Source organism: Pseudomonas sp. SWI44, from assembly GCF_002947915.1.
In the GTDB taxonomy this organism is placed as follows: Bacteria; Pseudomonadota; Gammaproteobacteria; order Pseudomonadales; family Pseudomonadaceae; genus Aquipseudomonas; species Aquipseudomonas taiwanensis.
In genome coordinates, this window is sequence record NZ_CP026674.1 from 1485912 (window position 1) to 1509836 (window position 23925).

Sequence of the window (23925 nt, forward strand, 5' to 3'; positions counted from 1 at the left end):
GTCCTGCCTCTCTCTAATTCTTCGCAACGGCGGGTTGGGCCGTCGTCGGTGCAATCGGTTCCCGCCAACCAACGGCAAGTCCGTTGGAATAACGCAGATCAATGCGGGCGATGTTGGTGATCTGCTCTTTGAGTGTCTTATCGTAAATGGCAATGAAACGGCGCATCTTCTCCACCAGGTGATCGCGCCCCAACAGCAGCTCGACACCCGACCCGGCGCTACCCGCGCCTGTGGTCAGGAACCAGCTGCCCCGCTCGCGCAGCTCCAGGCGAGCGATGGAAAAGCCCAGGGGGCGCAGCATCTGGCTCAATACCTGATACTGCTGCATGACTTGTTGCTGAGCGCGCTGCGGCCCGAACAGCTGCGGCAGGTGCTCGTAGTTGGCCAACTCGCGCGGGGTGAAGGCCTGGCCTTGGTTGTTGAGCAAGGCTTCGTCCCCCCAGCGCGCAACCGGCAACTGTTCCTCAAGGCGAATCACCACCTCGTCCGGCCATACCCGGCGAACCTCGGCATGGGCGATCCATGGCATCTGCTCGAGCTCTGCGCGCATCGCCGTCAGGTCGACGCTGAAGAAGCTCGACGCCACGTACGGCGCGATCCGTTGCTGCACCGCCTGCTGGCTGATGTAGCTCAGGTCGCCTTGTACGGCGATCTTGGTGATCGGCCGGTCGGCGTAAGGCATGAGGCGAATGGCGCCTTCGTAGGCACCAAAGCCCGCCGCCACCAGCAGCACGGGCCACAGCAGGCGCTTGAGACCACCGAGGCTTGGCCGAGGCAGGCGCGCCGATACGGGCTCGTCGGCCACCAGTCGGCTGGCACCACGCGGCACCGGCTTGCTACGGCCGGTAACGGGTTGCTGCTGACGTATCATCGCGCCTTGCATGGCTCTTAACCTCGCGTCACGACGCTTTCAGCCAGGATCGCCAGCACCAGTTGCTGGAAGTCCAGGCCGGCCGCGCGCGCCGCCATGGGCACCAGGCTATGGTCGGTCATGCCGGGTGCGGTGTTGACTTCGAGCAGCCAGAACCGGCCCTGCTCGTCCTGCATCACGTCCAGCCGCCCCCAGCCTTCGATGCCGATGGCATCGCAGGCGCGCGCGGTCAGGTCGATCAGTTCCTTTTCCTTGGCACTGTCCAGGCCGCACGGAATGCGGTACTGGGTGTCATTGGCAATGTACTTGGCGTCGTAGTCGTAGAACACGTGCGGGGTGCCCAGCGCAATCGGAGGCAGCACCTGCCCGCGCAACACTGCGATGGTGAACTCCGGGCCGTGAATCCATTGCTCGACCAGAACTTGCGAATCGTACTTGGCGGCGTCCTTCCAGGCGGCGACCAGCTCTTGCACGCTGTTCACCTTCGCCATGCCGATACTTGAACCTTCATGGGCCGGTTTGACGATCAACGGGAAGCCCAGTTCCGCACCGGCGGCAACACAATCGCTCTCGCTGGCCAGCACGGCGTGGCACGGTGTCGGAATGCCCAGGCTCTGCCACACCTGCTTGGTGCGCAGCTTGTCCATGGCCAGGGCAGACGCCAGGATCCCGCTACCGGTGTAAGGGATGCCTAGGCACTCGAGCAGGCCTTGCATGCTGCCGTCTTCACCGCCACGGCCGTGGAGAATGATGAAGGCGCGGTCGATCTTCTCGCTCTGCAGGCGGGCCAGCAGGTCATCACCCACATCGATGCCTACCACGTCCACACCGGCAGTGGTCAGCGCATCGATCACGGCGGCGCCAGACTTCAGCGACACCTCGCGCTCGGCGCTCTTGCCGCCGTACAGCACGGCGACACGACCGAATGCCTTGACGTCGAGGGTGGAATGCAGCTTGTCGTAGGCGCTGGTCATTTCGACTTCTCCTGCTTGGCGCCAGCGAACAGCGGGCTTTTCATCAATTGCGGGGCCAGACCGCCGACATCACCGGCACCCTGGCACAGCAGGATGTCGCCGGCGCGCAGCAGCGGCTGGACCAACGGCGCGAGTTCCACGCCACGTTCGATATAGATGGGGTCGAGCTTGCCGCGCTGACGGATGCTGTGGCAGAGCTGACGGCTGTCGGCACCCGGAATCGGCTCTTCGCCGGCCGGGTAGACTTCCATCAACAGCAGCACGTTGGCGTCGCCGAGCACCTGCACGAAGTCGTCGTACAGGTCACGGGTACGGCTGTAGCGGTGCGGCTGGTAGACGATCACCAGTCGACGGCTTGGCCAGCCGCCACGTACGGCCTTGATGACCGCAGCCACTTCGGTCGGGTGGTGACCGTAGTCGTCGACCAGCATCACGCTGCCGCCTTCGACTGGCAGCTCGCCGTAGACCTGGAAGCGCCGCCCCACGCCCTGGAAGCCGGACAAGCCCTGGACGATGGCTTCGTCGCTGATGCCTTCGTCAGTGGCGATGGCGATGGTGGCCAAGGCGTTCAACACGTTGTGGTTACCGGGCATGTTCACCGACACATCCAGCGGCTCGCGGTCGCGGCGCAGCACGGTGAAGTGGGTCTGCATGCCCTGCTGGCGCACGTTGATGGCGCGCACGTCGGCCTCTTCGCTGAAACCGTAGGTGACCGTCGGGCGCTTGACCTGCGGCAGGATCTCGCGCACTACCGGGTCGTCCAGGCACATCACGGCCAGGCCGTAGAACGGCAGGTTGTGCAGGAACTCCACGAAGGTTTTCTTCAGCTTGTTGAAGTCGCCTTCATAGGTGGCCATGTGGTCGGCGTCGATGTTGGTGACTACCGCGACCATCGGCTGCAGGTGCAGGAAGCTGGCATCGCTTTCATCGGCTTCGGCGATCAGGTAACGGCTGGTGCCCAACTGCGCGTTGGTCCCGGCCGCCGTCAGGCGCCCGCCGATGACGAAGGTCGGGTCCAGGCCACCCGCGGCGAACACCGAGGCCAGCAGACTGGTGGTGGTGGTCTTGCCGTGGGTACCGGCAACCGCTACGCCGTGGCGATAGCGCATCAGCTCGGCAAGCATCTCAGCGCGCGGCACCACTGGAATGCGGCGCTCCAGTGCGGTGGCGACTTCCGGGTTGGCCGGATTGATGGCGCTGGACACGACCAGCACGTCGGCATTGGCGGCGTTCTCGGCACGGTGGCCGACGAAGATCTGGGCACCGAACGATTCCAGGCGCTCGGTAACTGGCGAGGCCTTCAGGTCGGAACCGGACACCTGGTAGCCCAGGTTGAGCAGCACTTCGGCAATACCGCACATGCCCACACCGCCGATACCGACGAAGTGAATACGGTTGATCCGACCCATTTTCGGCTGGGGCATGGCTTTCTGGCTTTCAACCATGTGCCACCTCCAGGCAGATGTCGACCACGGTGCTGGTTGCAGCAGGTTTGGCCAGGCTCCGTGCGGTGCTGGCCATGGTGTTGAGTTTCTCGGGTTGCATCAGCACCTCGTTCAGGCGTTCAGCGAGCTGCGCTGCGCCAGTTGTCGCTTGTGGCATCAGGAAGGCCGCGCCTTCCCGAGACAGGTATTGGGCGTTATGGGTCTGGTGATCGTCGATGGCATGGGGCAAGGGCACCAGCATCGAAGGCAGGCCAGCCGCCGCGAGTTCGCTGACGGTCAGGGCACCGGCCCGGCAGACCACGATATCGGCCCAGGCATAGGCTTGGGCCATGTCCTTGATGAACGGTTCGACCTGAGCCTGGACCCCAGCCTCGCGGTAACGCTCGGCGGTGATCGGCGCGTGCTGCTTGCCGGCCTGGTGGAATACCTCGGGCCGCAGGTTCGCGGGCACCTCGGACAGGGCCTTAGGCAACAATTTGTTCAAGGGTTCCGCACCCAGGCTGCCCCCCATGACCAACAGGCGGGCCCGGCGCTCGGCCAAAGGCGCACGCTGAGCGTCCATGAACAGCTCAGGGCGCACGGGGTTACCCGTGGTGCGACGTTTGTCGCTGGCCTCGAAGGTGTTCGGAAACGCTTCGCAAACGCGTGCCGACAGCGGTACCAGCAGGCGGTTGGCAGTGCCGGCGCGGGCGTTCTGCTCGTGAATGACCAGCGGTATGCCGCACAGACGCGCAGCGACACCGCCCGGGCCGGTCACGTAGCCGCCGAAGCCCAGCACGCATACCGGCTTGAGCTGCCGAATGATACGGCGTGCCTGAAGCACAGCCTTGACCAACGTGAACGGTGCCTTGAGCAACGACAGCTTGCCCTTGCCGCGCAGGCCGCTGACCTGGATCAGGTGCAGTGGCAGACCGGCCTGTGGCACCAGTTCGTTTTCGATGCCGCGCGGCGTGCCCAGCCAGTGCACGCTGTAACCGCGAGCCTGGAATTCACGGGCGCAGGCCAGGGCCGGGAATACATGCCCGCCGGTGCCGCCCGCCATGATCAGTACGTTTTTGCCGTTAGCGGCCATGGCTGGTCTCCTCGGCAAAATCGCTTTCCTTGAATTCATGTTCCTCGCTACCCAGGTGCGTGCGGCTTTCCCACTCGATGCGCAGCAACAACCCCACGCAGGCGCAGCAGATCACCAGCGAGCTGCCTCCGTAGCTGAGGAACGGCAAGGTGAGGCCCTTGGTCGGCAACAGACCGACGTTCACCCCGATATTGATCAGGAACTGGCCGATCCACAGGAAGGCCAGACCGAACGCCATGTAGGCGGCGAAGAACTGCTTGGCTTTCTCGGCCCACAAGCCGATGTAGAGGGCGCGCACGGTGACGAACACGAACAGAGCGATGGTCGCCAGCGAACCGACGACGCCCAGCTCCTCGGCCAGGACCGAGAACACGAAGTCGGTATGCGCTTCGGGCAGGTAGAACTGCTTCTGCACGCTGTTGCCCAGCCCCACGCCCAGCCACTCGCCACGGCCGAAGGCGATCAGCGCCTGGGTCAACTGGTAGCCGGAACCGAACTGATCGGACCACGGATCGGTGAAGGTGATCAGACGGGCCATCCGGTACGGCTGTGCCTGCACCAGCACGAACACCGCCACTACCGCCAGCACCACCATCAAGCTGAAACGGAACAGCCCCACCCCGCCGAGGAACAGCATGGCCGCCGCTGCGCCCATCATGACCACGGTGGCGCCGAAGTCCGGCTCCATCAGCAGCAGCGCGGCCATGGGCAGCAGGACGATGAAGGGCTTGAAGAAGCCCATCCAGGTCTCGCGCACCTCGGTCTGCCGCCTTACCAGGTAGCCGGCCAGGTAGATGACCACGAACACCTTGGCGATTTCCGAAGGCTGGACGTTGAAGAAACTGAAGCCGATCCAGCGCATGGAACCGTTCACTTCGCGACCGATACCTGGCACCAGCACCAGTACCAGCAGGCCGAAGGCGCCAAGCAGCATCATGAAGCCCATGCGTTGCCAGGTAGCGATAGGCACCATCATGGTCGCCCCACACGCCACCAGACCCAGGACCACGTAAACCAGGTGGCGGAACATGTGATAAAGCGGATTGCCGGACTGCACCGCAGCCACTTCCGAGGAAGCCGAGGTGATCATCACCAGGCCCAGGCCGAGCAGCGCCAGGCACCCGGCCAGCAGCGGGAAATCGAGGTCGATGCCACGTCCGCTGATCAGCGGCGACGGGTATGGCTTGAGGATGCCGAAGATCATGCAAGCCCTCCCGCCGCCTGGGCGAACAGGCGCCCGCGTTCTTCGAAGTTCTTGAACATATCGAGGCTGGCGCAGGCAGGCGACAGCAAGACGGCGTCACCGGACCGGGCCAGTTCGGCACATTGGTGCACGGCCTCGTCCAGCGTCTTGACCCGCACCAACTGCACGCCATCACCCAAAGCCTCGGCCAAGCGCTCGGCATCACGGCCCAGCAGCACCACGGCGCGGCAGTACTGCGCTACCGGTTCGCGCAGGGCAGAGAAATCGGCACCCTTGCCGTCGCCACCCGCGATCAGCACCAGCTTGCCGTCGATGTCGGCCCCCAGGCCCTCGATGGCCGCCAGGGCCGCCCCCACGTTCGTGGCCTTGGAATCGTCGTACCAGTTCACCCCGTTGCGCTCGCGTACCCATTGGCAGCGGTGGGCCAGGCCACCAAATTCACGCAGGGCTTCGAGCATGGGCTCGAACGGCAGGCCAGCAGCATGGCCAAGGGCCAGGGCAGCCAGGGCATTGCTCTGGTTGTGCGATCCACGGACCTTCAGCTCGCGCACCGGCATCAAGGCCTGGAACTCGAAGGCCAGGTATTTCTCGCCGTCGACTTCGCGCAGGCCAAATGCCTTGAAGTCAGGCGCATTGAGACCGAACGTCCAGCAGGGGCGACCTTCGATCGGCAGCGGGCGGCTCAGCGCATCCTGGCGGTTTACCACGACCTGACGGGCGCCGCGGAAAATACGGTGCTTGGCCAAGTGATAGGCCGGCAGCCCGCTGTAGCGGTCCATGTGGTCTTCGCTGATGTTCAGTACCGTGGCCACTTCGGCGTTGAGCTGGTCGGTGGTTTCCAGCTGGAAGCTCGACAACTCCAGGACGTACAGCTCGACATCATCAGCGAGCAGATCCAGCGCCGGCGTGCCGAGGTTGCCGCCTACTGCCACTCGCTTTCCTGCCTTGGCCGCCATCTCGCCGACCAGGGTAGTCACGGTGCTCTTGGCGTTGGAACCACTGATCGCGACGATCGGCGCCTTGGCGTGGCGAGCGAACAGCTCGATGTCACCCGACAATTTCACGCCACGCGCGGCCGCCTGCTGCAGCGCCGGGGTCGACAGCGCAAGACCTGGGCTCACATACAACTCGTTGGCGCGGCACAGGAAGTCCACGTCCAGCTCGCCACAGCGCACTTCCACCTGCGGGTACTCACGGCGCAGGGTTTCCAGTTCCGGTGGTTGCTCGCGGGTGTCGGCGACCGCAAAGGCAATGCCCTGGTTCGCCAGGAAGCGAACCAGGGACATGCCGCTCTTGCCGAGGCCGACAACGATGCGGAATTGGTCGGAAGCGATCAGTGACACGCTCATCTACCTCAGTTTCAGGGTTGCAAGGCCGATCAGCACCAGAATCACGGTGATGATCCAGAAACGGACGATCACCCGCGGTTCGGGCCAACCCTTGAGTTCAAAGTGGTGGTGGATCGGTGCCATGCGGAACACGCGCTTGCCCGTGAGCTTGAAGGAGGCGACCTGAATCACCACCGACAAGGTCTCCATGACAAACACGCCGCCCATGATGAACAGCACGATTTCCTGACGCACGATCACGGCGATGGTACCCAGCGCGGCCCCCAGTGCCAGTGCGCCAACGTCGCCCATGAAGACCTGGGCCGGATACGTGTTGAACCAAAGGAAGCCCAGGCCCGCACCGATCAGCGCGCCGCAGAACACGATCAGCTCGCCCGAGCCCGGCACGTACGGGATCAACAGGTATTCGGCGAATTTCACGTTACCCGACAGGTAGCAGAAGATACCCAGGGCACCGCCCACCATCACGGTCGGCATGATGGCCAGGCCATCCAGGCCGTCGGTCAGGTTGACCGCGTTGCTGGAGCCGACGATCACGAAGTACGTCAGCACGACGAAGCCGATACCCAGCGGGATGGTGACATCCTTGAGGAATGGCACGATAAGGGTGGTCTCGATGCTGGTCGGAGCGGTCTTGTACAAGAAGACCGCGGCTCCCAGGCCGAACACCGACTGCCAGAAATACTTCCAGCGACTCGGCAAGCCGCGGGAGTTCTTCTCGATCACCTTGCGGTAGTCGTCGACCCAACCGATGGCACCGAACAGCAGGGTGACGATCAGCACGACCCACACATAACGATTGCTCAAGTCGGCCCACAACAGGGTGCTGACGCCGATGGCGGACAGGATCAAGGCACCGCCCATGGTCGGGGTGCCGGACTTGGACAGGTGCGATTGCGGGCCGTCGTTACGGACAGCCTGACCGATCTGGCGAATCTGCAAGGTGCGGATCATCCACGGACCCAGCCACAGCGCCAGGGACAACGCGGTCAGTACACCGAGAATCCCGCGCAGGGACAAGTACTGAAAGACTGCGAAGCCTTTGTGGAACTGTTGCAGATACTCAGCCAACAGCAGCAGCATTAATGTTTCTCCCCGCTGGCACCGCACAAAGCCGCCACGACGTTTTCCATCGCAGCGCTGCGCGAGCCCTTGATCAAGATTGTGGTGTCGCTGGCCGTCTCGCCGCGAACGGCGTCGATCAGCTCAGCTTGCGTTGCGAAGTGACGGCCATTGGCGCCGAACGCTTTGACCGCGTGTGTCATGTTGGTTCCCACCGCATACAAGGCATCGACCTTGCCGCGCGCGTAGTCGCCCACCTGACGGTGACCTTCCTCGGCCCATTGGCCCAATTCGCCGATATCCCCAAGCACCAGAACGGTGCGCCCGGAAAAGCCGGCGAGTATATCAATGGCCGCGCACATGGAGGTGGGATTTGCGTTGTAGCTATCGTCGATGACGCGCACGCCGTTCGGCGCAATCTGCGCCACAGTCCGGCCCTTGACCGGCTGCACGGCGCCCAGCCCGACGGCGATGCCGTGCAGGCTCAGACCAACGGCATGGGCCGCGGCCGCGGCCGCGAGGGCGTTGCTGACGTTGTGTGTGCCGAGCAGGTTGAGCTGCACCGGCACGCTGCCATCTGGCCCCACCAGGGTGAAGGACGGGCAACCCCGGGCATCACGCCCGATATCCCTGGCATGGAAGTCCGCCTGCGGGTTGTCCAGGGCGAAGCTCAGGACCCGATGAGTGCCGGCACGCTTGCGCCAGATCTCGAAGGCCTTGTCTGCCAGGTTGAGGATGGCGGTGCCGCCCTCGCCCAGCCCTTCGAGGATTTCACCCTTGGCCTCGACGATTTTCTCCGGCCCACCGAACTCACCCACGTGGGCAGTACCGGCATTGTTGATGATGACCACCTGTGGCTGGGTGAGGCCCACGGTGTAACGGATTTCGCCAATGCGCGACGCGCCCAGCTCGATGACGGCGGCGCTGTGCTCGGGAGCGATTTCCAGCAGTGTCAGCGGCGCGCCCAAGTCGTTGTTCAGGTTGCCACGGGTCGCATGTACCACCCCACGCGTACGCAGGATAGCCGCCAGCATTTCCTTGACCGTGGTCTTGCCACTGGAACCGGTGATCGCCACGACCGGCTTGTCGAACTCGGCGCGGTTCAATGCACCCAACTGTCCCAGGGCCAGCCGGGCATCGGCCACGACCAGTTGGGGGAGTTCGACATCGGCGATTTCGCGCTCGACCAAGGCAGCAACCGCGCCCTTGGCTTTTACATCAGCCAGGTAGTCGTGGCCGTCGAAACGCGGCCCCGTCAAGGCAACGAACAGTTGGCCGGCGCTGACGCTGCGGCTGTCGATGCTGACACCGTTGAAGCTGGCATCGGTACCCACCAACCGCGCATTCAGTGCAGTGGTCAGGTGGCTGAGTATCATGGGTTTAAGCATGCGGAGCCTCCCAGGCTGCAAGTGCCTTCTCGGCTTCGACCAGGTCGGAGAAATCGTGGCGCTGGCCGTTGATCTCCTGGTAGTCCTCGTGCCCCTTGCCGGCCAGGACGATCACGTCATCGGCGGCGGCAGTTGCGATCAGGTGCGCGATGGCTTCACCGCGACCGGCGACGAATTCGGCGGCGTCCGGCTTGCTGAAACCGGGGCGAATATCGTCGAAGATGCGCAGGGGGTCTTCGGTACGCGGGTTGTCGTCAGTGACCAGCACGCGGTCGGCCAGGCGCTCGGCCACGTCGGCCATCAACGGGCGCTTACCGCGATCACGGTCGCCACCACAACCGAACAGGCATAGCAGCTTGCCGTGAGCATGCGGACGCAGGGCCTCGAGGACCTTCTCCAGCGCATCCGGGGTGTGGGCGTAATCGACCACCACCAGCGGCTTGTCACCGCCACCCAGGCGCTGCATGCGGCCGACCGGCCCTTGCAAGTCGGGGGTGACCTTGAGAATCTCGTCAAGCGAGTACTCGAGCGCCAACAGCGTGGCAACAGCGGCGAGCATGTTGCTCAGGTTGAAGCGGCCCAGCAGCTGGCTGCGCAGGATACGTTCGCCCTGGGCAGTGACCAGTGTGGCGCGCACGCCATCATCATCGAAATGCGCTTCGCGGCAGAACAGCGAAGCGTCCGGGTTTTCCAGGCTGTAACTGAGCAGCCGGGTCTCGACATGGTCGACACTCGGGCGGCGGGCATAGTCTTCGGCCAGGCGTCGACCGAAATCATCATCCAGATTGACCACCTGGCAACGCAGGCTGGGCCATGCGAACAACTTGGCCTTGGCGGCCTCGTATGCCTCCATGCTGCCGTGGTAATCCAGATGGTCGCGGGACAGGTTGGTCATGACCGCGATGTCGAATTCCAGCGCAGCGACACGCCCCTGCTCCAACGCATGGGAGGACACCTCCATGGCCACGGCCTTGGCGCCACCCTTCTTGAGATCGTTAAGGGTCGACTGCACGGCAATCGGATCTGGCGTGGTCAGCCGACCGCTCTGCAACTCGCCATAGAAACCAGTACCCAGGGTGCCGATCAGGCCGCAACGTTGGCCAAGCAGATCGAGCGCCTGGGCCACCAATTGGGTGACACTGGTCTTGCCGTTGGTGCCGGTAACACCCACCAGGTTCAACTGGCGGCTGGGTTCACCATAGAAGTGCCCAGCAATCTTGGACAACTGGGCAACCAGGCCCTTGACCGGGATCAGCGGCACGTCGGTCAGCGGCAGCACATTGGCGCCACGCTCTTCATAAGCCACTGCGGCAGCGCCACGGGCCAAGGCATCGGCAATATGATCACGACCATCGACCTTCGCGCCTGGCACGGCCAGGAACAGGTCACCAGGGCGCACATGGCGGCTGTCCAGGGTCAGCTCACGAATCAGCGGATCGCGGCTGGCATGGGCGAAAAGCTTGCTCAATGGCATTGTCATCATCCACGCCCTCCCTTGGCGGCTGCTGCATTGACTTGCGATGTTTCAACGGGTGCTGGGGGCGGCAGGTTGTCTGGGGGCACGTTCATCAGGCGCAGGGTGCCCGACATGACCTTGCTGAATACCGGCGCCGAAACCAGACCGCCGAAGTAACCGCCCTTGCTCGGCTCGTCGATGACCACGACGATGGCGTAACGCGGGTCGCTCATCGGCCCGAAGCCGGCGAACAACGAACGGTAGGCGTTCTCGGTGTAGCCCTTGGAGCCAACCGTGGCCTTACGCGCCGTACCGGACTTGCCACCGACGTGATAGAACGGCACCTGGGCACGGAACACGCCGCGCGGCGCTTCGATGACCTGCTGCAGCATGCCCTGGATGGTTTCGGCGGTTTCCTTGGGAATCGCCTGCACGGCTTCAGGCGCCTTGTCGACCTTGAGGATCGACAGCGGCACCATCTTGCCGTCGTTGGCCAGCGCCGCGTAGGCGTGCACCAACTGCAAGGCGGTGACCGAAACGCCGTAGCCATAGGAAAGGGTCGCGGTTTCGGCCTTGCGCCACTCACGGTGGTTCGGCAGGTTGCCGACGCGCTCGCCCGGGAAGCCCAGGCCGGTGTATTGGCCCAGGCCAACCTGGGACATGACCCGATAAATCGCCTCGCCACCAATGTCGAAGGCGATCTTGCTCATGCCCACGTTACTGGAGTTGATCAGGATGCCGGTCAGGTCGAGGATCGGGCCTTCGCTCTTGGACACGTCCTTGATGGTGTAGCGGCCGATCTGCAGGCTGCCCGGATACACCTCGACCTTGTCGGTAGGCTTCCAGCGACCGCTTTCCAGTGCCGCACTCATGGAGATCGGCTTGACGGTCGAGCCCGGCTCGAACACGTCGATGATCGCCCGGTTGCGCATCGCGGCCGGGAACATGCTACGGCGATTGTTCGGGTTGTAGGTCGGCTGGTTGACCATCGCCAGGACTTCGCCGGTCTTGACGTCCATGATCACCAGGCTGCCGGCCTTGGCGTCCTGCTCGGCGATGGCGTTGCGCAGTTCGCGGGTCGCCAGGTACTGCAGGCGCAGGTCTATCGACAACGCCAAGGTCTTTCCGGCCTTGGCGTTCTTGGTTACCTGAATGTCCTTGATCAGCCGGCCACGCCGGTCCTTGATCACTTGCCGCTTGCCGGGCACTCCGGCCAGCCATTCGTCGTAGGCCAGTTCGACCCCTTCGCGACCGTGGTCGTCCAGGTCGGTGAAACCGACCATGTGCGCGGTGACATCGCCAGCTGGATAGAAGCGGCGGAACTCCTCCAGGCCGTAGACACCCGGCACCTTGAGGTCGAGCACATGCTGGCCCTGCTCCGGGGTCAGGCCGCGCACCAAGTAGATGAATTCCTTGTTCGCCTGCTGGGTCAGACGCTCGGTCAATTGCTGGACATTCTGCCCAAGCGCAGCAGCCAGTTGAGGCCAGCGGTCCTTGGATGCCTGCATCTCCTTGGGGTTGGCCCACAAGGTGGTGACCGGCGTACTGACGGCGAGCGGCTCACCGTTGCGGTCGGTGATCAGACCACGGTGTGCTGGAATCGGGATGTGGCGCAGGCTGCGTGCGTCGCCCTGGCCCTTGAGGAAGTCACGATCGACCACCTGCAGGTCGATGATACGCCAACAGATGGCACCGACCATCAAAGCCAGCAAGCCGATCACGACCCGGAAGCGCCAGGGGTAGAGTGCGCCTTCGAGCTTCATCATGGCGCCACCATTCGCACTTCGTCAGCCGCAGGAACGCGCATCTTGAGCTGCTCGGAAGCCAGGCTCTCGATACGGCTGGCAGCAGTCCAGGTACTTTGTTCGAGGATCAGGCGCCCCCATTCGGCCTGGGCTTTGTCGCGCTCGTTCAACTCACCGTACAACGTGTTGAGCAACTGACGGTTCCAGTGGGCGCTGTAGGACACCGCGATGGCCGAAATCAGGACAGCGACGAACAGCAGAAGCATCAGGAAGCTCCCACCTGGAAGAGGCTTGGCAAAAAGCCGGCTCACCGCAGTTTCTCCGCCACCCGCATGACGGCACTGCGTGCCCGCGGGTTGGCTTTGAGCTCTGCTTCGGAGGCGAATTGCGCCTTGCCGATCAGGCGGATTTTCGGTTCGAAGGCTTTGTGCTGCACCGGCAGGTTGCGCGGCAGATTGTCCGCCTCGCCTTTGGCCAGCTTGCGCATGAACAGTTTGACGATACGGTCTTCGAGTGAGTGGAAGCTGATGACGGCAAGGCGGCCACCGACCTCAAGCGCATCGATTGCAGCCTCCAGGCCGGCTTCGAGGTCGCCCAGCTCGTTATTGACGTGAATGCGCAGGCCCTGGAATGCCCGGGTCGCTGGGTTCTTGCCCTTTTCCCAGGCAGGGTTGGCCACCTTGAGCACTTCGGCGAGATCGGCGGTGCGGGTGAACGGCTGTTGTTCGCGACGCTGCACCACGGCACGGGCCATGCGCTTGGCGAAACGCTCTTCGCCGTATTCCTTGAAGACGCGGGCGATCTCTTCCTCGGCAGCGGTGGCGATGAACTCGGCGGCACTGATGCCCTGGTCCGGGTTCATGCGCATGTCCAGGGGGCCATCATTGAGGAAGCTGAAACCGCGCTCGGGGTCGTCCAGCTGCGGCGAAGACACGCCCAGGTCGAGCAGGATGCCGCTGATCTTGCCATCCAGCCCGCGCGCGGCCACCTCCGAGCCCAGCTCGGCAAAGCTGCGCTGCACAATGACAAAGCGGCCGTCTTCGGCCGCCAGCGCTTGCCCGGTTGCAATCGCCTGTGGATCTTTGTCGAAGCCCAGCAAGCGACCTTGCGGCCCGAGCTTGCTGAGAATCAGCCGACTGTGTCCGCCACGGCCAAAGGTGCCGTCCAGATAGCAACCGTCGGCGCGCAGGGCCAATGCCTCGACAGCTTCGTCGAGCAATACGGTAATGTGGTTGAAGCCGCTATCTATGGTCACAGGATCAGGTCACGCAAATCGTCGGGCATGGCGCCCGGTTGTTGAATAGCTGCGAGGTCGGCTGCCGAAACCACGTTCCAGGCATCCTCATCCCACAACTGGAATTTGTTCAGTTGCCCCACCAGCATCGCCTTCTTGTCGAGCTTGGCGTATTCGCGCAAACGGGGCGGTACCAGGAAACGCCCGCTGCCATCGAGCTCCAGGTCAACCGCATTGCCGATCAGCAGACGCTGCAGGCGGCGGTTTTCCTCACGCAACGACGGCAAGGCACGCAACTTGGCTTCTATCTGTTCCCACTCATCGAGGGGGTATACGCACAAGCAGGGATCAACGGCATCGATGGTCACGATCAGCTGGCCATTGCAACGCGAATCGAGCTCGTCACGGTACCGGCTCGGCATTGCGAGACGGCCCTTTGCATCGAGGCTGACGGCGTTGGCTCCGCGGAACACGGCTGCGATTCCCCACAATGTTAGCTTTTTTGTGCCAGAAAACCCACTTCATCCCACTTTCTGCCACTTGCGCACACTATAGGAATCCGCCCGCTGCACCGTCAAGGCACGTTCATAAGGAAAACCCTTACAGGACCGAGATTTAGCGCAACAAGGGAAGAAGGAAGCACTGCCGGAAAGAAAAAAAGACGGGGAAAATCAAACGCTCCCAGACGGATAGAGTTTGAAGTTAAAGTGATTTATTAAGAGTAAGAATTTTTCGGTATTACCAAGAGGGATCTGCTATCGATTCAAGCAGGAGAGGAAGGTGGAGAGTCGATCTGTAAGCCGGGTTTTGTCGAGGACAGTCATTCCTCTACGACGGCCATCACTGGACGCCTCTAGCAACCTACCCGGTTCCGACGCGGGCCACGCCTAATGGAACCCTATTTGGTCTTGCTCCGAGTGGGGTTTACCTAGCCACGGACTGTTGCCAGCCGTGCGGTGCGCTCTTACCGCACCTTTTCACCCTTACCGGCACCGAAGTGCTTAGGCGGTTGTTTTCTGTGGCACTTTCCGTAGGCTCGCGCCTCCCAGGCGTTACCTGGCACCCTGCCCTATGGAGCCCGGACTTTCCTCCCCCTGCCGTCACGCAACAAAAGTTGCAGAACAAAAGCAGGCAGCGACTGTCCGATCGACTCTCCGCCGCCAAGGTTAACGGTAGGCGCGCCCAAGAACAAGCCATACCGCAAAGAATAGCATAAGGCCACTACTGGGCTTTCTGCTTTTCAAGTGCGGCCTGATACAACAGATTCTTGCGCACACCGGTGATTTCCGCAGCCAATGCCGCCGCGCGCTTGAGCGGCAATTCCGCCAGCAACAGATCCAGCACCCGCTGGGCCTCGGCGCTGATGGCCTGGTCGCCCTCCGGCGCACTCCAGCCGCCCACCAACACCACGCACTCACCGCGCTGCTGGTTGGCATCGCTGGCGACAAAAGCTCTCAGCTCACCCAGGGGCAAGCCCTTGAGCGTCTCGAAGGTCTTGGTCAGTTCACGTGCAAGCAGTGCCGGCCGCTCGGCCCCGAACACAGCCTCCATGTCTTCCAGGCACTCGAGGATACGGTGAGGCGCCTCGTAGAAGATCAACGTACGAGGCTCTTCCTTTACCTGCTCGAGCCGGGCACGGCGACCGGCAGCCTTCGCAGGCAGGAAGCCTTCGAAGATGAACCGGTCGGACGGCAGGCCCGCTGCCGACAGTGCGGCGATCAACGCGCACGCACCTGGCACCGGGACCACATTGACGCCTGCCGCTCGCGCCTGACGCACCAAGTGGTAGCCAGGATCGGAAATCAGCGGCGTACCAGCATCGGAGACCAACGCCACATCGTCGCCGGCCAACAGCTTGCCCAGGAACCGACCGCCTTCGTCGCGTTCATTGTGTTCATGGCAGGCAGCCAGCGGCGTATCGATGCCAAAGTGCTGCAGCAAGCGGATCGAGTGCCGGGTGTCCTCGGCCGCTATCAGGGCGACATTGGCCAGTACCTTCAGCGCCCTGGCGCTCATGTCGTCAAGGTTGCCAATGGGCGTTGCCACGACGTACAGCGTACCCACGGTGGTTTTGGAAGCCCCTGCCACATCAGTCACTGCGCACACCTGTCTTTCGGATCAAAGGCGCCATTGTAGCCCGAGCGCTTGTTACAGAGCGCAAAGAACTTCGCATACGACCAATGGTGAGCCACCTATAGTGAAGGTTCCGCATCGGCGACATCGCGCCCCGGCCAGCGCTTGGGTACAATTGCCGGCCAACTTGATCGAGTAACAGGACCTTTACATGATCGCTTGCCTGCGGCTGCTCACAGCCCTCTGCCTCGCTACCTTGCTGGCAGCCTGCGCCAGCTCGCCCTCATCCAGCCTGGGCGAACTGCCACGCACCCCGGACGCCAGCATCGAGCAACTGCTCGAAAAAGCCTCCACCAGCAAATCTGCGGAAGATGCCGCACTGCTGCGCCTGAGCGCCGCCGACCTGGCCTACAAGCAGAAGGACTTCCCGCGCGCCGCGCGCATTCTCGAACAAGTACCACTGGACACGCTCAAGCCTGCGCAGCAGGTGTTCGCCAGCACCCTCGCCGCAGAACTGGCGATGAGCCGCAAGCAGCCCAAGGCGGCGCTGGCCGCCTTGTCGCACCCGAGCCTGCAACGCGTTGCCGAGCTGCCGGAAGAACAACAGGCCCGCACCTACAATGTGCATGCCGCCGCCCTCGAAGCCGACGGCCAGGCGCTTGCCGCAGCCCAGCAGCGCGTTCTGCTGGCACCCCTGCTCAGTGGCCAGGCCGCCAGCAGCAACAACGATTCGATCTGGGCGCTGGTGGCATCACTGCCGGCCGAACAGCTGCAGCAGCCAGCAGGCAACGAAACCCTGGGCGGCTGGACCAGCCTGGCCCTTGCAGTGAAGAGCGCCGGCACCCTTGAGCAGCAGCAAGCGGCCATCGAAACCTGGCGCAAGCAGCACCCTGACCACCCTGCAGCACAGCAACTGCCGCTGGCGCTGACCAAGCTCAAGGAACTGGCCAGCCAGCCACTGACCAAGATCGCCCTGCTGCTGCCTCAGGAGGGCCCACTGGCCGGTGTCGCCCGCGCCCTGCGTGATGGCTTCATGGCTGCGCACTTCCAGGCCCAGCAGGCCGGCCAGCCGGCGCCCGCCGTTCAGGTCTTCGATAGCTCGCGCATCACCTCCCTCGACGACTTCTACCGCCAGGCGCAGGCCGCAGGCGTACAGCTGGTGGTCGGCCCACTGGAAAAACCACTGGTGAAAAAGCTCGCGGCCTACCCGCAACTGCCAATCACCACCCTGGCGCTGAACTACGCGGACGCCGGGCAAGCCACCCCACCGCAACTGTTCCAGTTCGGCCTGGCCGCCGAGGACGAAGCTCGCGAAGTGTCTCGCCGCGCCCGTGCCGACGGCATGGTCCGGGCCGTTGCCCTGGTGCCGAGCGGCGAATGGGGTGACCGCGTGCTTGCCGCCTTCCGCAAGGACTGGGAGAGCAACGGCGGCACCCTGCTGGCCGCCGAGCGCATCGCCCAGCCAGTAGCCCTGGCCCAGCAAATCGCCGACCTGTTCCAACTTCGCCAGAGCGAAGGTCGCGCCCAGAGCTTGCAAAGCACGGTAGGTGGCAACATTGCCGCACAGCCTTCGCGTCGCCAGGACATCGACTTCATCTTCCTCGCCTCGACCCCGCAACAGGCGCAACAGATCAAGCCGACGCTGAACTTCCAGTACGCGGGCGACGTACCGGTATACGCCACCTCGAACCTCTACAGCGCCAGCGGTGACGTCAACCAGTACAACGACATGAACGGCATTCGCTTCTGCGAAACCCCGTGGCTGCTCGACACCACCAACAATTTGCGTCAACAAGTGGTCCAACAGTGGCCGCAAGCCGCCGGCAGCCTTGGCCGCCTGTACGCCATGGGCGTTGACGCCTACAGCCTGGCGCCTCGCCTGGGCCAACTCAAGGCACTGCCGGATAACCGCGTGCAAGGCCTCTCCGGAAGCCTGACCATGAACGCCAACCAGCGCGTGGAGCGTCAGCTGCCGTGGGCCGAGTTCTCGGGCGGCCAGATCAAGCGCCTGCCGGACACTGCGCGCTGATGCCGGACGCATCGCCGACCCGTGCCGGCCAAACCGCAGAAAACCAAGCCCTTGAATACCTTCAGGGTCAAGGCCTGCAACTGCTGGCTCGCAATTGGCGATGTAAAGGCGGCGAGCTTGATCTGGTCATGCTCGACGCCGATACAGTAGTATTCGTCGAAGTCCGCTACCGCTTGCATGCGGACTTCGGTGGCGCCCTCGGCAGTATCGACGGGCGCAAGCAGAAAAGACTGGCGCTTGCCGCCAGCCTGTTCTTGCAGAAGGAGTCCCGTTGGGCCAACCAACCCTGCCGCTTCGACGTTGTCGCCCTGCAGGGCAGCCAGCATGCAGGCCGACCGCTTCAATGGCTGAAAAACGCCTTCGAATGCTGAACCCACTTCATTTTTTTTGCTCTATGTTTCGCGGGCTGGTCTCTGTTGCGCGCCGCGCCGGCCACCGCCCCACTTAAGGTCACCCGATGGACATGCAATCCCGAATTCGCCGGCTGTTCCAGGCCAGCATCGACACCAAGCAACAGGCAATGGACATCCTGGCACCGCACATCGAGCAGGCCAGTCTGGTCATGGTCAACGCACTGCTCAACGAGGGCAAGATGCTCGCCTGTGGCAACGGCGGCTCGGCCGGCGATGCCCAGCATTTCTCGTCGGAGCTGCTCAACCGCTTCGAACGCGAGCGCCCGAGTCTGCCGGCCATTGCCCTGACCACCGATAGCTCGACCCTGACCTCAATTGCCAACGACTACAGCTACAACGAGGTCTTTTCCAAGCAGATCCGCGCCCTGGGCCAACCGGGCGACGTTCTGCTGGCCATTTCCACCAGCGGCAATTCGGCGAACGTCATTCAGGCCATCCAGGCCGCACATGATCGTGAAATGATTGTCGTAGCATTGACCGGTCGTGACGGCGGCGGCATGGCTTCACTGCTGCTGCCCGAGGACGTCGAGATTCGCGTGCCCTCGACGGTCACTGCACGCATCCAGGAAGTCCACCTGCTGGCGATCCATTGCCTGTGCGATCTGATCGACAGCCAACTGTTCGGGAGTGAAGAATGATCCCCAAGCGCCTCGGCCTGATGGCCCTGACCCTGTGCCTGAGCGTCACCGGCTGCAGCTCGGTACTGACCTCGACCCGCAACTCGCCGATCGAGGATGATCGCGGCACTCGCACCATCGGTAGCAAGATCGACGATTCGCTGATCGAAACCAAGGCTGCGGTAAACATCGCCAAGGCCAGCCCGGACCTGGACAAAGGTTCGCACATTGTCGTCAGCAGCTATAACGGCATCGTGCTGCTTGCCGGCCAGACACCTCGCGCCGACCTCAAGAGCCTGGCGGAACAGACCGCCAGCCAGGTCCAGCGGGTCAAGAAAGTACACAACGAGCTGCAAGTGATGCAGCCCTCCTCCATCCTTGCGCGCAACAACGACGCCTGGCTGACCACCAAGATCAAGACCCAGATGCTGGCTGACGCCAACGTACCCAGCTCGCGCATCAAGGTGATCACCGAAAACGGTATCGTCTATCTGCTCGGCCTGGTCACCCAAGGCGAGGCCAACGCAGCCACCGCCGTGGTACAGGGCGTGTCGGGCGTGCAGAAAATCGTCAAGCTGTACGAGTACATCGACTGATTCCTTGATTGCCCGCACCGGAATGATCGCCGGCGACCGGCTCCTGCAGGTGGAAACGACCTGTACGGAGCCGGCATGGGCCTCCCTCCGCACCACCCCTACAGAAACCCAGGAAACACCGCATGAAAAAGCTTCTGCTGCCCGCCCTGCTGATCGGCGCCTTCGCCACCCTGGCCGGCTGCTCCACTCCAAGCCTGATCACTCTCAACGACGGCCGCGAGTTCCAGACCGTCGATGAGCCGCAGTTCGACCAGGACGCTGGCTTCTACGAATTCCAGCAGCTCGACGGCAAACGCACCCGCGTCAACAAGGACCAGGTGCGCAGCATCAGCGACCTGTAAGTCCTGGCCCGCAGCCATAAAAAAGGCGATCCCGCATGGATCGCCTTTTTTGTTTACTTGACCACCTTCAGGCTTGGCCGCCCACTCGGACGCGGCGGCTGGCCACCTCCCTCAGGCGGGCCATCGTCATCCGGCTCGACACCTTCATCTTCGATGTCGTCGTCGCCATCCATCAGTGGAGGCTCCAGCTCGAAGACCATACCCTGGCCGTTTTCGCGGGCATAGATACCGAGGATCGCGCCAACTGGCACGAACAGCGAATGCGCCACACCGCCGAACCGGCCTTCGAAGCTCACCGCTTCGTTGTCCATGTGCAGGCTGCGTACCGCGCTGGGGGAAATATTCAGGACGATCTGACCGTCACTGGCGAAGCCTTGCGGCACCTGGACCGCCGGATATTCGGCATTGACCAGCATATGAGGGGTGCAATCGTTGTCGACGATCCACTCGTACAGCGCTCGAACCAGATAGGGGCGACTGGAGTTCATCAACGGCTCCTTAAAGCTTGCGCATTTCACGTTCAACGGAGGACAGGCTTGCCAGGAATGGCTCACGGGCAAACTGTCGCTCCATGTAATCCAGCAGCGGCTTGGCCTGCCGCGGCAATTCGATACCCAATACCGGCAAACGCCAGAGTATGGGCAGTAGACAACAGTCGACCAGGCTTTGCTCCTCGCTCATGAAGCAAGCGAACTCGGCAAACAGCGGCGACACGCCGGTCAAGCTCTCGCGCAACGCCTTGCGCGCCTCTGTACGCGCGGCATCGGCGCTGCGCGCATCGAGGATGGTATCGGCCAGCGCACACCAGTCGCGCTGGATACGATGTATCAGCAGACGGCTGTTGCCACGTGCCACCGGGTATACCGGCATCAGTGGCGGATGCGGGTACCGCTCCTCAAGGTACTCCATCACCACGGTCGATTCATACAACGCCAGGTCACGGTCGACCAGGGTCGGCACGCTCCCATAGGGGTTCACTTCAACCAGCTTGGGTGGCAGACGACCGCGATCCACATCGATGATCTGCACGCTGACGCCTTTCTCCGCGAGCACCAGGCGCACGCGATGGGAATAGTGATCAGCGGGGTCGGAATAGCAGGCTAACCTGTTGGTTGCGCCCATGTAGCGCCTCCTCGCATGGGGATGCTTAAGAAACTGCAAATGCAAACGCGCCCTGGAGGCCCCTCCGCGTCAGCGGTGGAGCGCCCAGGGCGCGTTCAACTACCAGAAACTACTGCGTGATCAGTGCACGTCCTTCCAGTATTCGCGCTTGAGCAAATAGGCGAATACGAAGAAGAAAGCCAGGTACAGCAACACATAAGTACCGATACGCTGGCTTTCCAGTTTGACCGGGTTGGCCGAATAGGCCAGGAAGGTCACCAGGTTCTTGACCTTCTCGTCGAACTGCTCGGTGGTCAGGGTACCGGAATTCGGCGTAATGGTCAGCTGGTCACAAGCCTCATGGGTCAGCGGACTACCTGTCAATGGGTCGAATTGCTTCTTGCCGTCGACCACGGTCTGCACCTGCTTGCAGCCGATGACCTGGTTACCCTGCAGTCCCACCAGCACGTTGGGCATGCCGACGTTCGGGAACACCTTGTTGTTGACACCATAAGGACGCGACTTGTCTTCATAGAAGCTGCGCAGGTAGGTGTACAACCAGTCGGTACCGCGCACCCGGGCAACCAGCGTCAGGTCAGGTGGCGCCGCGCCGAACCAGGTCTTGGCATCACTGGGCTGCATGCCGATCTTCATGTGGTCGCCAATCTTGGCACCGGTGAACACCAGTTTCTCGAGCATCAGCTCGTGTGGAATGCCCAAGTCATCGGCCACACGCTCATAGCGTTGGAACTTCGCACTGTGACAGCCCATGCAATAGTTGGCGAAGGTACGAGCACCATCCTGCATGGCCGCTTTGTCGGCGAGGTCGATATCGACCTTGTCCAACGTCAGGCCAGTTTCGGCAGCGTAGGAAAAGGCAGGCATCACTGCCAGCAAAAATACTGCAATCAACTTTTTCATCAGCCAGTCACCCTTTCCGGAACCGGTTTGGTCTTCTCAAGCCTTGTGTAGAACGGCATCAGCAGGAAGTAGGCGAAGTACAACACCGTGCACACCTGCGACAGCAAGGTGCGCCCTGGTGTCGGCGCCAGAACGCCCAGCACACCGAGGATCACGAAGGCCACGCAGAACACCAGCAGGAAGATCTTGCTCAACCAGCCTTTGTAGCGCATCGAGCGCACAGGACTGCGGTCAAGCCAGGGCAACACGAACAGCACGGCAATGGCCGCCCCCATGGCGATCACCCCGAACAGCTTGTCAGGAACCGCCCGAAGGATTGCGTAGAACGGCGTGAAGTACCACACCGGGGCGATATGCTCTGGCGTCTTGAAGGCATTTGCCTGCTCGAAGTTCGGTTTTTCCAGGAAATAGCCACCCATTTCCGGGAAGAAGAACACCACGGCACAGAATACGAAGAGGAAGACCACCACGCCGACGATATCCTTGACGGTGTAGTACGGGTGGAACGGAATGCCGTCCAGCGGTATGCCGTTTTCGTCCTTCTTCTTCTTGATATCGACGCCATCGGGGTTGTTCGAACCTACTTCGTGCAACGCGAGGATGTGCAGCACGACCAGGCCCAGGATGACGATCGGCAAGGCCACGACATGCAGGGCGAAGAAGCGGTTCAAGGTGATGCCGGAGATCAGGTAGTCACCACGAATCCACTGAGTGAGGTCATCGCCGATCACCGGAATGGCACCGAACAGCGAAATGATCACCTGGGCGCCCCAATAGGACATTTGCCCCCAAGGCAGCAGATAGCCCATGAAGGCCTCGGCCATCAGCGCCAGGTAGATCAGCATGCCGAACAACCACACCAGCTCACGGGGCTTCTGGTAGGAGCCGTAGAGCAATCCGCGGAACATGTGCAGGTAGACCACGATGAAGAATGCCGACGCCCCCGTGGAGTGCAGGTAACGCAGGATCCAGCCGTATTCCACGTCACGCATGATGTATTCGACCGAGGCAAAGGCCTCTTCCGCCGACGGCGTGAAGCTCATGGTCAGCCACACACCCGTGACGATCTGGTTGACCAATACCAACAGGGCCAGGGAGCCGAAGAAGTACAGGAAGTTGAAGTTCTTGGGCGCGTAATACTTGCTCAGGTGGTCTTCCCACATCTTGGTAGCGGGGAAGCGAGCATCAATCCAGTCCATGAACTTGCTCATCATGCGTTCTCCTGATCGACGCCGATGACAATGATGTCGTCCGACTCGTAAGAGTGAGGCGGCACTGGCAGGTTGAGAGGTGCAGGCTGGGCCTTGTAAACCCGCCCGGCCAGATCGTAGTGGGAGCCATGGCAAGGGCAGAAGTAGCCACCCACCCATTTAGGACCAAGGTCGGCCGGCGCCACTTCCGGACGGAACGTCGGGGAACACCCAAGGTGGGTGCACAGACCGACGAGAATGAGGATCTCCGGCTTGATCGAACGCACTTGGGGATCGACATAGGCCGGCTGCACCGATGCCTTCGATTCAGGGTCGGACAGCTCACCGGCGATCTTCTTGAGATTCCCGAGGATCTCTTCCGTTCGCCTGACGATAAATACAGGCTGGCCGCGCCACTCGGCCACCATCTGCTGCCCGGGTTCGACCTTGGCGATGTTGACCTTCACCGGTGCACCTGCGGCCTTCGCCTTGGCACTGGGAAACCATGACCCTACGAACGGTACCGCAGCCCCCACTGCCCCCGCCGCCCCGACCACGGATGTCGCGGCTACGAGGAAGCGGCGCCGGCCTGCGTTGACGCCGTCATTGCTCATTCAGTCCTCTCCCATCAGCTTGCTTGGCCTGTTGAATCAGGCCTGTACTTAGGTAATGTCTGTGGCACTAAAAATTGGCCGCCATGGTAAGAAACAAAACCACACACTGACAAGGTGATTACCCCTGCAACGGGCTACAACCCTCGCTTTGCTTGATCTGCGTCTATGCGGCCAGTTGTCACCGACATGCTGACAGGTTAGTTCAAGACATAAAAAAAGCCCGGTTCCAA

General features: G+C 62.4%; 24 protein-coding genes and 1 other RNA gene. 5 read left to right on the forward strand and 20 right to left on the reverse strand.

What is annotated here, in order from left to right:
- Positions 1 to 13 precede the first annotated feature (13 nt).
- From C4Q26_RS07150 to rsmI, 15 genes are all read right to left on the reverse strand, one after another.
- A complete protein-coding gene (locus C4Q26_RS07150) occupies positions 14 to 883 on the reverse strand; it encodes a cell division protein FtsQ/DivIB (protein WP_023378836.1) in 870 nt (289 codons plus the stop codon).
- A 5-nt stretch (positions 884 to 888) separates the two neighbouring features.
- Positions 889 to 1845, reverse strand: a complete 957-nt coding sequence (locus tag C4Q26_RS07155; RefSeq protein WP_104882923.1) for a D-alanine--D-alanine ligase — start codon at positions 1843 to 1845, stop codon at positions 889 to 891.
- Entirely contained in the window at positions 1842 to 3290 is a 1449-nt protein-coding gene (gene murC / locus C4Q26_RS07160) for a UDP-N-acetylmuramate--L-alanine ligase (protein ID WP_023378834.1), read from the reverse strand. The genes C4Q26_RS07155 and murC overlap by 4 nt, the downstream gene beginning before the upstream one ends.
- Positions 3283 to 4362 carry an undecaprenyldiphospho-muramoylpentapeptide beta-N-acetylglucosaminyltransferase gene (gene murG / locus C4Q26_RS07165; RefSeq protein WP_104882924.1) on the reverse strand — a complete coding sequence of 360 codons (1080 nt, stop codon included), beginning with the start codon at positions 4360 to 4362 and terminating at the stop codon, positions 3283 to 3285. Before murG ends, murC begins: the two co-directional genes overlap by 8 nt.
- Positions 4352 to 5566 carry a putative lipid II flippase FtsW gene (gene ftsW / locus C4Q26_RS07170; protein WP_023378832.1) on the reverse strand — a complete coding sequence of 405 codons (1215 nt, stop codon included), beginning with the start codon at positions 5564 to 5566 and terminating at the stop codon, positions 4352 to 4354. Before ftsW ends, murG begins: the two co-directional genes overlap by 11 nt.
- Positions 5563 to 6909, reverse strand: coding sequence for a UDP-N-acetylmuramoyl-L-alanine--D-glutamate ligase (gene murD / locus C4Q26_RS07175; RefSeq protein WP_023378831.1), 1347 nt, complete (start codon positions 6907 to 6909; stop codon positions 5563 to 5565). Before murD ends, ftsW begins: the two co-directional genes overlap by 4 nt.
- Positions 6910 to 6915: 6 nt before the next feature.
- Positions 6916 to 7998 carry a phospho-N-acetylmuramoyl-pentapeptide-transferase gene (gene mraY, locus C4Q26_RS07180; protein WP_023378830.1) on the reverse strand — a complete coding sequence of 361 codons (1083 nt, stop codon included), beginning with the start codon at positions 7996 to 7998 and terminating at the stop codon, positions 6916 to 6918.
- Positions 7998 to 9365: a UDP-N-acetylmuramoyl-tripeptide--D-alanyl-D-alanine ligase gene (murF, locus tag C4Q26_RS07185; protein ID WP_023378829.1), complete on the reverse strand. Its 1368-nt coding sequence runs from the start codon at positions 9363 to 9365 to the stop codon at positions 7998 to 8000. The genes mraY and murF overlap by 1 nt, the downstream gene beginning before the upstream one ends.
- Positions 9358 to 10848: a UDP-N-acetylmuramoyl-L-alanyl-D-glutamate--2,6-diaminopimelate ligase gene (locus C4Q26_RS07190; RefSeq protein ID WP_177429827.1), complete on the reverse strand. Its 1491-nt coding sequence runs from the start codon at positions 10846 to 10848 to the stop codon at positions 9358 to 9360. Before C4Q26_RS07190 ends, murF begins: the two co-directional genes overlap by 8 nt.
- A complete protein-coding gene (locus C4Q26_RS07195; RefSeq protein WP_177429857.1) occupies positions 10845 to 12584 on the reverse strand; it encodes a penicillin-binding protein 2 in 1740 nt (579 codons plus the stop codon). Before C4Q26_RS07195 ends, C4Q26_RS07190 begins: the two co-directional genes overlap by 4 nt.
- Entirely contained in the window at positions 12584 to 12877 is a 294-nt protein-coding gene (ftsL, locus tag C4Q26_RS07200; RefSeq protein ID WP_023378826.1) for a cell division protein FtsL, read from the reverse strand. Before ftsL ends, C4Q26_RS07195 begins: the two co-directional genes overlap by 1 nt.
- Positions 12874 to 13821, reverse strand: coding sequence for a 16S rRNA (cytosine(1402)-N(4))-methyltransferase RsmH (gene rsmH, locus C4Q26_RS07205; RefSeq protein WP_023378825.1), 948 nt, complete (start codon positions 13819 to 13821; stop codon positions 12874 to 12876). Before rsmH ends, ftsL begins: the two co-directional genes overlap by 4 nt.
- Positions 13818 to 14273: a division/cell wall cluster transcriptional repressor MraZ gene (gene mraZ / locus C4Q26_RS07210; protein WP_016395508.1), complete on the reverse strand. Its 456-nt coding sequence runs from the start codon at positions 14271 to 14273 to the stop codon at positions 13818 to 13820. The genes rsmH and mraZ overlap by 4 nt, the downstream gene beginning before the upstream one ends.
- Before the next feature lie 307 nt (positions 14274 to 14580).
- An RNA gene (gene rnpB, locus C4Q26_RS07215) (RNase P RNA component class A) lies at positions 14581 to 14954 on the reverse strand.
- A 67-nt stretch (positions 14955 to 15021) separates the two neighbouring features.
- Positions 15022 to 15816 carry a 16S rRNA (cytidine(1402)-2'-O)-methyltransferase gene (gene rsmI, locus C4Q26_RS07220; RefSeq protein WP_238346471.1) on the reverse strand — a complete coding sequence of 265 codons (795 nt, stop codon included), beginning with the start codon at positions 15814 to 15816 and terminating at the stop codon, positions 15022 to 15024.
- Between the two features lie 268 nt (positions 15817 to 16084).
- Here rsmI and C4Q26_RS07225 point away from each other — a divergent pair, with 268 nt between their 5' ends.
- From C4Q26_RS07225 to C4Q26_RS07245, 5 genes are all read left to right on the forward strand, one after another.
- The gene (locus tag C4Q26_RS07225; protein ID WP_023378822.1) at positions 16085 to 17902 is read left to right on the forward strand and encodes a penicillin-binding protein activator; all 1818 of its coding nucleotides are present in this window, start codon (positions 16085 to 16087) and stop codon (positions 17900 to 17902) included.
- Complete coding sequence (locus C4Q26_RS07230; protein ID WP_023378821.1) at positions 17902 to 18273, forward strand: YraN family protein; 372 nt, start codon at positions 17902 to 17904, stop codon at positions 18271 to 18273. The genes C4Q26_RS07225 and C4Q26_RS07230 overlap by 1 nt, the downstream gene beginning before the upstream one ends.
- 86 nt (positions 18274 to 18359) lie before the next feature.
- Positions 18360 to 18953, forward strand: coding sequence for a phosphoheptose isomerase (locus tag C4Q26_RS07235; protein ID WP_012274070.1), 594 nt, complete (start codon positions 18360 to 18362; stop codon positions 18951 to 18953).
- On the forward strand, positions 18950 to 19528 hold the full coding sequence (locus C4Q26_RS07240) for a BON domain-containing protein (protein WP_023378820.1): 579 nt from the start codon (positions 18950 to 18952) through the stop codon (positions 19526 to 19528). Before C4Q26_RS07235 ends, C4Q26_RS07240 begins: the two co-directional genes overlap by 4 nt.
- 122 nt (positions 19529 to 19650) lie before the next feature.
- The gene (locus C4Q26_RS07245) at positions 19651 to 19869 is read left to right on the forward strand and encodes a YgdI/YgdR family lipoprotein (protein WP_023378819.1); all 219 of its coding nucleotides are present in this window, start codon (positions 19651 to 19653) and stop codon (positions 19867 to 19869) included.
- 53 nt (positions 19870 to 19922) lie between these two features.
- Here the strand turns inward: C4Q26_RS07245 and C4Q26_RS07250 are convergent, their stop codons facing one another.
- The 5 genes from C4Q26_RS07250 to petA all read right to left on the reverse strand — a co-directional run bounded on the left by C4Q26_RS07250 (position 19923) and on the right by petA (position 23695).
- Positions 19923 to 20357 carry a ClpXP protease specificity-enhancing factor gene (locus tag C4Q26_RS07250; RefSeq protein WP_023378817.1) on the reverse strand — a complete coding sequence of 145 codons (435 nt, stop codon included), beginning with the start codon at positions 20355 to 20357 and terminating at the stop codon, positions 19923 to 19925.
- A gap of 10 nt (positions 20358 to 20367) precedes the next feature.
- Complete coding sequence (locus C4Q26_RS07255; RefSeq protein WP_027908079.1) at positions 20368 to 20991, reverse strand: glutathione S-transferase N-terminal domain-containing protein; 624 nt, start codon at positions 20989 to 20991, stop codon at positions 20368 to 20370.
- Between the two features lie 120 nt (positions 20992 to 21111).
- Positions 21112 to 21891, reverse strand: coding sequence for a cytochrome c1 (locus C4Q26_RS07260; RefSeq protein ID WP_023378814.1), 780 nt, complete (start codon positions 21889 to 21891; stop codon positions 21112 to 21114).
- Entirely contained in the window at positions 21891 to 23102 is a 1212-nt protein-coding gene (locus tag C4Q26_RS07265; protein ID WP_023378812.1) for a cytochrome bc complex cytochrome b subunit, read from the reverse strand. Before C4Q26_RS07265 ends, C4Q26_RS07260 begins: the two co-directional genes overlap by 1 nt.
- Entirely contained in the window at positions 23102 to 23695 is a 594-nt protein-coding gene (gene petA, locus C4Q26_RS07270) for a ubiquinol-cytochrome c reductase iron-sulfur subunit (protein WP_023378811.1), read from the reverse strand. Before petA ends, C4Q26_RS07265 begins: the two co-directional genes overlap by 1 nt.
- Between the last annotated feature and the right edge of the window lie 230 nt (positions 23696 to 23925).

Excerpts from the sequence above, each read along its gene's own strand:
- C4Q26_RS07150 (WP_023378836.1), bottom strand. The coding sequence starts at position 883 with ATGCAAGGCGCGATGATACGTCAGCAGCAACCCGTTACCGGCCGTAGC.
- C4Q26_RS07155 (WP_104882923.1), bottom strand. The coding sequence starts at position 1,845 with ATGACCAGCGCCTACGACAAGCTGCATTCCACCCTCGACGTCAAGGCA.
- murC (WP_023378834.1), bottom strand. The coding sequence starts at position 3,290 with ATGGTTGAAAGCCAGAAAGCCATGCCCCAGCCGAAAATGGGTCGGATC.
- murG (WP_104882924.1), bottom strand. The coding sequence starts at position 4,362 with ATGGCCGCTAACGGCAAAAACGTACTGATCATGGCGGGCGGCACCGGC.
- ftsW (WP_023378832.1), bottom strand. The coding sequence starts at position 5,566 with ATGATCTTCGGCATCCTCAAGCCATACCCGTCGCCGCTGATCAGCGGA.
- mraY (WP_023378830.1), bottom strand. The coding sequence starts at position 7,998 with ATGCTGCTGCTGTTGGCTGAGTATCTGCAACAGTTCCACAAAGGCTTC.
- murF (WP_023378829.1), bottom strand. The coding sequence starts at position 9,365 with ATGCTTAAACCCATGATACTCAGCCACCTGACCACTGCACTGAATGCG.
- C4Q26_RS07190 (WP_177429827.1), bottom strand. The coding sequence starts at position 10,848 with ATGATGACAATGCCATTGAGCAAGCTTTTCGCCCATGCCAGCCGCGAT.
- C4Q26_RS07195 (WP_177429857.1), bottom strand. The coding sequence starts at position 12,584 with ATGAAGCTCGAAGGCGCACTCTACCCCTGGCGCTTCCGGGTCGTGATC.
- rsmI (WP_238346471.1), bottom strand. The coding sequence starts at position 15,816 with ATGAGCGCCAGGGCGCTGAAGGTACTGGCCAATGTCGCCCTGATAGCG.
- C4Q26_RS07225 (WP_023378822.1), top strand. The coding sequence starts at position 16,085 with ATGATCGCTTGCCTGCGGCTGCTCACAGCCCTCTGCCTCGCTACCTTG.
- C4Q26_RS07230 (WP_023378821.1), top strand. The coding sequence starts at position 17,902 with ATGCCGGACGCATCGCCGACCCGTGCCGGCCAAACCGCAGAAAACCAA.
- C4Q26_RS07235 (WP_012274070.1), top strand. The coding sequence starts at position 18,360 with ATGGACATGCAATCCCGAATTCGCCGGCTGTTCCAGGCCAGCATCGAC.
- C4Q26_RS07240 (WP_023378820.1), top strand. The coding sequence starts at position 18,950 with ATGATCCCCAAGCGCCTCGGCCTGATGGCCCTGACCCTGTGCCTGAGC.
- C4Q26_RS07245 (WP_023378819.1), top strand. The coding sequence starts at position 19,651 with ATGAAAAAGCTTCTGCTGCCCGCCCTGCTGATCGGCGCCTTCGCCACC.
- C4Q26_RS07250 (WP_023378817.1), bottom strand. The coding sequence starts at position 20,357 with ATGAACTCCAGTCGCCCCTATCTGGTTCGAGCGCTGTACGAGTGGATC.
- C4Q26_RS07255 (WP_027908079.1), bottom strand. The coding sequence starts at position 20,991 with ATGGGCGCAACCAACAGGTTAGCCTGCTATTCCGACCCCGCTGATCAC.
- C4Q26_RS07260 (WP_023378814.1), bottom strand. The coding sequence starts at position 21,891 with ATGAAAAAGTTGATTGCAGTATTTTTGCTGGCAGTGATGCCTGCCTTT.
- C4Q26_RS07265 (WP_023378812.1), bottom strand. The coding sequence starts at position 23,102 with ATGAGCAAGTTCATGGACTGGATTGATGCTCGCTTCCCCGCTACCAAG.
- petA (WP_023378811.1), bottom strand. The coding sequence starts at position 23,695 with ATGAGCAATGACGGCGTCAACGCAGGCCGGCGCCGCTTCCTCGTAGCC.